This window comes from Psychrobacter sp. A3, assembly GCF_028823565.1.
In the GTDB taxonomy this organism is placed as follows: domain Bacteria; phylum Pseudomonadota; class Gammaproteobacteria; order Pseudomonadales; family Moraxellaceae; genus Psychrobacter; species Psychrobacter celer.
The window spans coordinates 1-6,313 of the sequence record NZ_JAPEHS010000112.1 but is presented as its reverse complement, the minus strand read 5'-3'; the positions used below and the strand labels follow the sequence as shown (position 1 = coordinate 6,313).

Sequence of the window (6,313 nt, the reverse complement as noted above, 5' to 3'; positions counted from 1 at the left end):
ATACGCTGGTTTTCTGCAACGACAGCGGCTTTGGTCTCTTCTAGTACGCACTCTAGGCGACGAAGTAAGGTAAATGGCAGGATGATGCGGCCGTATTGCGATTGCTTAAAGTCACCGCGTAGCAGGTCAGCGACCGACCAGATGAAAGCCGCTGTTTGAGAGAAATTTTTGGTTATAGGAAAGTCTTATTGTTTGTTGCGCGAATAACAGATGCGTGAGATCGTAGGTTGGCGATATGCTCAGATCTCAGACAGAATAAGACAATCATAAGGGTATTGGACGGTACTCGGCAAGCAGGAATATGAAATTCGCTTGGACAGCTGGGCAGTACGCTGGTGTATTAAGGGATGTTTACCTGCATTTCTTTACAGCGCACTCCGTATCACTGAATTTTGGTAAAACTGGCGCAAAACAACATAGTGCTTTAGCGCATACAAACAAAGAGCAACTGTAGATGCGCCGTTCTACGTTGCTCAAAAGTTCGGTTTGGGGCGTATCTTTATTTAGAACATGCGATTACACACCCCTTTTTACTTATCAAATCACCCAAACTGCCACGCCGATATCTGGGTTTTTAGCACTTGCTCGGAGTAGATTTTGTGCGCAGTGTCCTCCCCTGCCGCACCTACAGCGACCATAAGCGGTAGCAAATGCTCTGCTTCGCCAGCAGGATGGACGATGTGCGCGTCGGGCGCGTGTTCCCAGTTATTCAGGGCGGCAAAGCGTGCATCTCTCAGCTGCTGCATCGTCGCGCTCAGCCACGCATCAAAGCGTTCAGATGGCGCAGTAAAGTTTTCGTTACCATAGCCGCGCATGTTATGAAAGCTCATGCCACTGGCAATAATCAACACCCCTTCTTGACGCAAACTGGCAAGCGCCTGACCTGCCAGCAGATGCGCCTCAGGGTCAAGATCGTGGCGTAGTGACAGCTGGACGATAGGAATATCGGCATTTGGAAACATTACCTTGAGCGGTATAAATACGCCATGATCCAATCCGCGTGTGGGGTTTAGCGTATTGTCCAAACCTGCACGGCTCAATCTATCACTGATGCGCGCAGCCAAGTTTGGCGCGCCTTTGACAGGATACGTCAGCGCATAGGTATGCTGCGGAAAACCATAATAATCATAAATCAGCTCGGGCTGAGCACTCGTTGTCACGCTAAAGTTTGTATCTTGCCAATGCGCGCTAATAACGACAATTGCTTTCGGCGGTGCGGGCAAGCGACTGTCAATACTGCGTAAAAAGTCGGCCATCCCCTGCCATGTGTCGGCAGGTTGCCAGTCCATAAAAAAGCACGGCCCACCACCATGCGGAATAAAAAATACAGGTTGCGTCATGGTATGACTGACAGACTTCATAAGTCTACTCCTTGTGTTATGGATAATGGGTGCGGCGATTTACATTAGGCTGATCGGGTACTGAGCAGTTTGTCCACGCTCAAATGACCGCCGCCTTGTATCATCAGTGCAAGCGTCGCCACCATTAAGGTCAATGCATATTCGTAGCCATTGTTTGACATAAATAAGCCATTACTGATGTGGACTGAGAATATCGCTACCAGCATCGTAAACGCGGTCGCCAGTGCCGCAGGACGTGTCAGCAGACCGATGATGAGTGCCAACCCACCAAAAAACTCCGAGCCACCTGCCAATATCGCCATCAAATAGCCAGGCTCGATACCGATACTGGCAAGCCATCCTGCCGTACCTGCCAAGCCATTACCACCAAACCAGCCGAACAGCTTTTGTGCGCCGTGCGCCATCAAAATCAAACCGACAGGCACACGCAGTACGAGTGCGGCATAGCCTGCATGCGTTGCCAATAACTTATTAAAAAATGAATGTTGCATAGCCAATACCTTAATACGAATATTAAAAATGAGATTCTTATTTAGATGGTCTTATTTTACTATCAACACTTTTAAAGAATAAGGCGTACATTATTGAATAATTAACAACACATCATTGATAATAACTATAAAATAAGCACCTGATATATGACTGTTATAAAAGGAAGGGAGTATGGACAGTATTGATGCAATGCGCGCCTTTGTCGCGGTCGTGAATGAAGGCAGCTTTAGCAAAGCAGCAAACACGCTTAATTTGTCACCGCAGCTGGTCAGTAAATATGTCTCTAAGTTAGAAGAAAAGCTCGGCACACGGCTATTACAGCGCACCACACGCCAAGTCAATGTCACCGAAGCGGGCAGTCAATACTTTGTCCACGCGCAGCAGATTTTGCTCAGTATCGATGATATGACGGCACAGCTGCACGGCCTACAACAAAAGCCAAAAGGTACGTTGCGTATCAGTGCCCCTGTGTCCTTTGCACTCAAGCACATGGCCAAGCTGACCACCGACTTTCAGCACCGCTATCCTGATGTGACGATTGACTTACAGTTAAATGACAGAAAGGTAGACATTGTCGAAGAAGGCTTTGATATTGCGCTACGTATTGGCGAGCTTAAAAGCTCTTCGCTGGTGGCAAAACAGATTGCGCCGATTCGTGTCGTACTGTGCGCGTCGCCTGAGTATTTACAAAAGCATGGCACGCCAAGTACCTTAGCAGAGCTGGACAACCATCGCTACCTGCATTACAGCTACATTAATATGGAAGCGACTGGAGAGATTTACGAGTACCTAAGGACACGCTATTTTAAGCAAAGCAGCACCTTTTATAGCAATAATGGCGACGTGCTCGTGGCGTCCGCCGTCGCGGGTGCAGGCTTTGTGTTGCAGCCGACCTTTATTGCCAGTGAGGCGCTAAGCACAGGCACACTTGTTCCGATATTGCCGCAATATGAGCCAAAACCCATTCATCTGTACGCCGTCTACGCGCACAAAAAATTGCTGCCGCATAAGGTGCGCTGCTTTATTGACTTTCTTAGCGACTATTATGGCTCGCCGCCATATTGGGATGCGCGCATCGCGGCGAATCAGAATTGACCAAAGCAAACGCATGATGGTCTGTTACGAGGCTGATGACAAAGCCTCTTTTAGTATTGCCACATTTGGCACACGATGATAATTGAGCACCCGTACATCACCCAAAAGACGCTCACCAACGGGGATTTTTTTATCCATCGTTATCATAGCGATTTTGAGGGCGTGCTTGGTGACCAGCAGGTGATTGCTACGCCGCGTTACACGGTAATGGCTAAAGGTCTTTTCAATCAGCGCGGCTGTCTTTTGTAGCGCGTCATTAGAAGGCAGCTGGTTTGATTGCTTACCACTGCACCCTGTGTCCGTCTTTGCGCCACGTGATTTTGCCAATAGCCACAAGGCGGCAATCACAGTGAATAGTATGACAAGCCACCACATTCCGTCTATCATAAGAAAACATATCCATCATTAATAAGGGTTGGCTCATGTTAGCAGAATTAACACCCGCACTCATAACAGAAGTACAGCGTGCAGCACAACTGTTGAAATCGAAATCACGTATTTGCATTTTGACTGGGGCTGGTATTTCTGCAGAAAGCGGCATCCCAACGTTTCGAGATAAGCAAACAGGGTTATGGGAAAACTACGGAGTCGAGGATTTGGCAACCCCTGAGGCCTTTATTCGTGATCCAAAGCTTGTATGGTCGTGGTATCAGTGGCGCAGGCAGTTGGTGGCTGATAAAGCACCAAACCCAGCGCATCATGCATTGGCTCAGTGGCAGTATCATGCGCAAACCTCCGATCAAACAGTGACACTCATCACCCAAAATGTCGACGACTTGCATGAACAAGCGGGTAGCTCGGTGACTCATCTACATGGGCATCTGTGGCGCAACCGCTGTGGTCAGTGTAATGCGCCCTATCAGGAGCAATCAAGCGCCGCATCTGACCATCAAGACACTATGCAAAACACTATGAGCGTTAATACGCGTCTCGATCTGAGCTTTGACAACACCCTACTCACCTGTCCGCATTGCGGTGGTTATATTAGACCAGATATTGTTTGGTTTGGCGAAGCCCTACCTGTACAGGCGTGGCAGACTGCCGAAGAAGCTGCGGCTAATTGCGAGGTGTTTATCAGTATCGGTACCTCAAGCCTCGTCTATCCTGCTGCGGGATTGGCGCAGTTAGCCAAACAAAACGGCGCGCACGTTATGGAGATAAACCCCAATCCCACACCAAACACCATCGTCGATATCACATTTGCAGAAAAAGCAGGCGTGATACTGCCGCCGCTAATAGAAGCGATTACTGATTTATAAGTGCAGCCAATGATATGGTCGAGTCCAAATAAATCAGATACGTGGCTATCAAGTCACGCAATAAAAAGGGGGAGCGCTTTATATAAAGTGCTCCCCCTTTTTTGACATCGTGAGCCGTGCTTATTGCAGCGCAAGATCCACTCGTGCCAAATACGCTTGTTTTAGATCATCGTTTATGAATGACGCTCTAAAGGAGTTTTTTACCAAAGTGACGATATCGTCTTCTGTCAGCGGCAAGTTCTCTACCAGATTGATAAAGTTTTGATTGATATAGCCTTTAAAATACGCAGGGTCATCAGAGTTAACGCTGACATTTAGCCCATAGTCTAACAGCGTTTTTATATTATGATCTTGATAGCTCTCAAACACCTTAAGCTCGATATTTGAATTCGGGCAAACGGTCAGCGGTATTTGCTCCTCTTTTAGGCGCTGCATCAGCGCCGCGCTATGTATCGCCTGCACGCCGTGATCGATCCTGTCACTGCGCAAAACGTCTAACGCCTCATAAATATAAGAAAAATCTGCCTCTTCGCCAGCATGGGCGACCACTTTGAAACCAGCGGCTTTGGCCTGTCTAAACACTTCTGTAAACTTAGACGGCGGATTGCCCAGCTCGGATGAGTCAAGCCCCACTCCGACGATATCATCTTTGAATGCCATGGCCGCCTCTAAAGTTTCAAATGCTGCGTCTTGCGACAAATGCCGTAAAAAACACATGATGATACAAGAGCTGATACCGTACTCGGCCTTGGCATCTGCCAGCGCTGATTTGATACCAGTAATGACGGTTGCAAACTCAACACCTCTTTCGGTATGGGTCTGCGGGTCAAAAAATATCTCGGTATGAATGACGTTGTCTTCGACACACTTTAGGATATAGGCCCATGTCAAATCATAAAAGTCCTGCTGGGTGATAAGGACGTTGGCACCAGCATAATAGATATCTAAAAAGGTTTGTAGGTTGGTAAAGTTATAGGCGCGGCGGACGTCGTCTATGTCTTTATAAGGTATTTGGATGTCGTTTTTTTGCGCCAATCGAAACATCAGCTCAGGCTCGAGCGAGCCTTCGATGTGCAAATGTAGCTCAGCTTTTGGCAGTTTTTTTATTAATTCAATCATAATATCTCAGTAAGGGCGGTTTGTCTTAGGACAGACGATATTATATTTGAATTGACGCAAAAACCCTACAGGTGAATAGGTGAGCAGCACAACGCTTTAAGAATTTAACAAAAGCCTGCTAAGTAAAAGCTCCTAAGTGAAAACATTTAGTAAAAATGCTTAGGGCGTGTTGATCAGGCTTTCTTTAAACACTAGCAAGTAAAAACTAGCAAACTTACTTCAAATACACCACTGTATCAGACAGCTCATTGCCTGCAGGGTCATGCTCGAGATGATAATACTGCCGCAGCACTTGCCCCACTTCATCTAATAGCTCAAGCAAGCTTTCTTCTGTTTTTTGGTTGGCAATACCAGCGACAGCTTTATCACACATGGCGCGCCACACTGTCGGGCTGACGTGGGCGCTGATGCCACGATCTGCCACAATCTCTAAACTGTGCTCACAGATATTGACATAGACCAGCACGCCTGTGTTTTCTTCAGTATCCCACACACGGTACTCACTAAACAAATCAATGGCGCGCTCACGGCAGCCTATATGATAAGCCTGCTGAATAGGAAGGTGGTTTTCGATAATCAAAAATACCTCGCCGCGATGACCACGCTCCGCGCTGGTTACCTTTGCTGTCAAGCGCGCTTTGGCAGCCGCTGTCAGCCACTTGCTGTGCATCAAAGGCACAAACAAGACTTGGCGCCACCAGCGGGCAAAGCTGGGATGTGCAGTATTGTTTTCTGCCATTATATTACTTCCTCAAATACGTCGTTGCTCACGATTGTTTTTTTTCATTGTATAAGGCTACCAAGAGCCACCGGCACCGCCGCCGCCAAAGCCACCACCGCCGCCGCCAAAGCCGCCGCCACCAAAACCACCACCACCGAAGCTGCCGCCACTACCGCCGCCCATGCCCGGTAAGAAAATCATGCCACCGCCACCGCCGCCGCGGCCACCACGGCCACCGCCTGAGCCACGTGAGATAAGGAACATCC

Annotated in this window: 9 protein-coding genes; 2 read left to right on the top strand and 7 right to left on the bottom strand. The window is 48.1% G+C overall.

Going from position 1 to position 6,313, the window contains the following annotated elements; all coding sequences use genetic code 11:
- The 3 genes from NK638_RS11485 to NK638_RS11475 form a co-directional block, all read right to left on the bottom strand.
- Window positions 1–176, bottom strand: a 176-nt coding sequence (locus tag NK638_RS11485; protein WP_274631907.1) for a type I restriction-modification system subunit M N-terminal domain-containing protein, incomplete at its 3' end; no start/stop codon positions are given.
- Between the two features lie 366 nt (window positions 177–542).
- A complete protein-coding gene (locus NK638_RS11480; protein WP_274633113.1) occupies window positions 543–1,361 on the bottom strand; it encodes a DODA-type extradiol aromatic ring-opening family dioxygenase in 819 nt (272 codons plus the stop codon).
- Between the two features lie 44 nt (window positions 1,362–1,405).
- Window positions 1,406–1,852 (bottom strand): DoxX family protein, encoded by a 447-nt coding sequence (locus NK638_RS11475; RefSeq protein ID WP_274633112.1) that lies wholly within the window; start codon window positions 1,850–1,852, stop codon window positions 1,406–1,408.
- 172 nt (window positions 1,853–2,024) lie between these two features.
- Here NK638_RS11475 and NK638_RS11470 point away from each other — a divergent pair, with 172 nt between their 5' ends.
- A complete protein-coding gene (locus NK638_RS11470; RefSeq protein WP_274633111.1) occupies window positions 2,025–2,948 on the top strand; it encodes a LysR family transcriptional regulator in 924 nt (307 codons plus the stop codon).
- A gap of 24 nt (window positions 2,949–2,972) precedes the next feature.
- On the opposite strand, the gene NK638_RS11465 is transcribed toward NK638_RS11470, so the two are convergent.
- Window positions 2,973–3,335, bottom strand: a complete 363-nt coding sequence (locus NK638_RS11465; RefSeq protein WP_274633110.1) for a hypothetical protein — start codon at window positions 3,333–3,335, stop codon at window positions 2,973–2,975.
- A 35-nt stretch (window positions 3,336–3,370) separates the two neighbouring features.
- Here NK638_RS11465 and NK638_RS11460 point away from each other — a divergent pair, with 35 nt between their 5' ends.
- Window positions 3,371–4,207, top strand: a complete 837-nt coding sequence (locus NK638_RS11460; RefSeq protein ID WP_274633109.1) for an SIR2 family NAD-dependent protein deacylase — start codon at window positions 3,371–3,373, stop codon at window positions 4,205–4,207.
- 120 nt (window positions 4,208–4,327) lie between these two features.
- Here NK638_RS11460 and NK638_RS11455 read toward each other — a convergent pair whose 3' ends face one another.
- The 3 genes from NK638_RS11455 to NK638_RS11445 all read right to left on the bottom strand — a co-directional run.
- Entirely contained in the window at window positions 4,328–5,326 is a 999-nt protein-coding gene (locus tag NK638_RS11455; protein WP_274633108.1) for an adenosine deaminase, read from the bottom strand.
- Between the two features lie 214 nt (window positions 5,327–5,540).
- Window positions 5,541–6,065, bottom strand: coding sequence for a TPM domain-containing protein (locus NK638_RS11450; protein ID WP_105244887.1), 525 nt, complete (start codon window positions 6,063–6,065; stop codon window positions 5,541–5,543).
- A gap of 57 nt (window positions 6,066–6,122) precedes the next feature.
- A partial coding sequence (locus tag NK638_RS11445) for a hypothetical protein (RefSeq protein WP_274633107.1) occupies window positions 6,123–6,313 on the bottom strand: 191 nt, incomplete at its 5' end.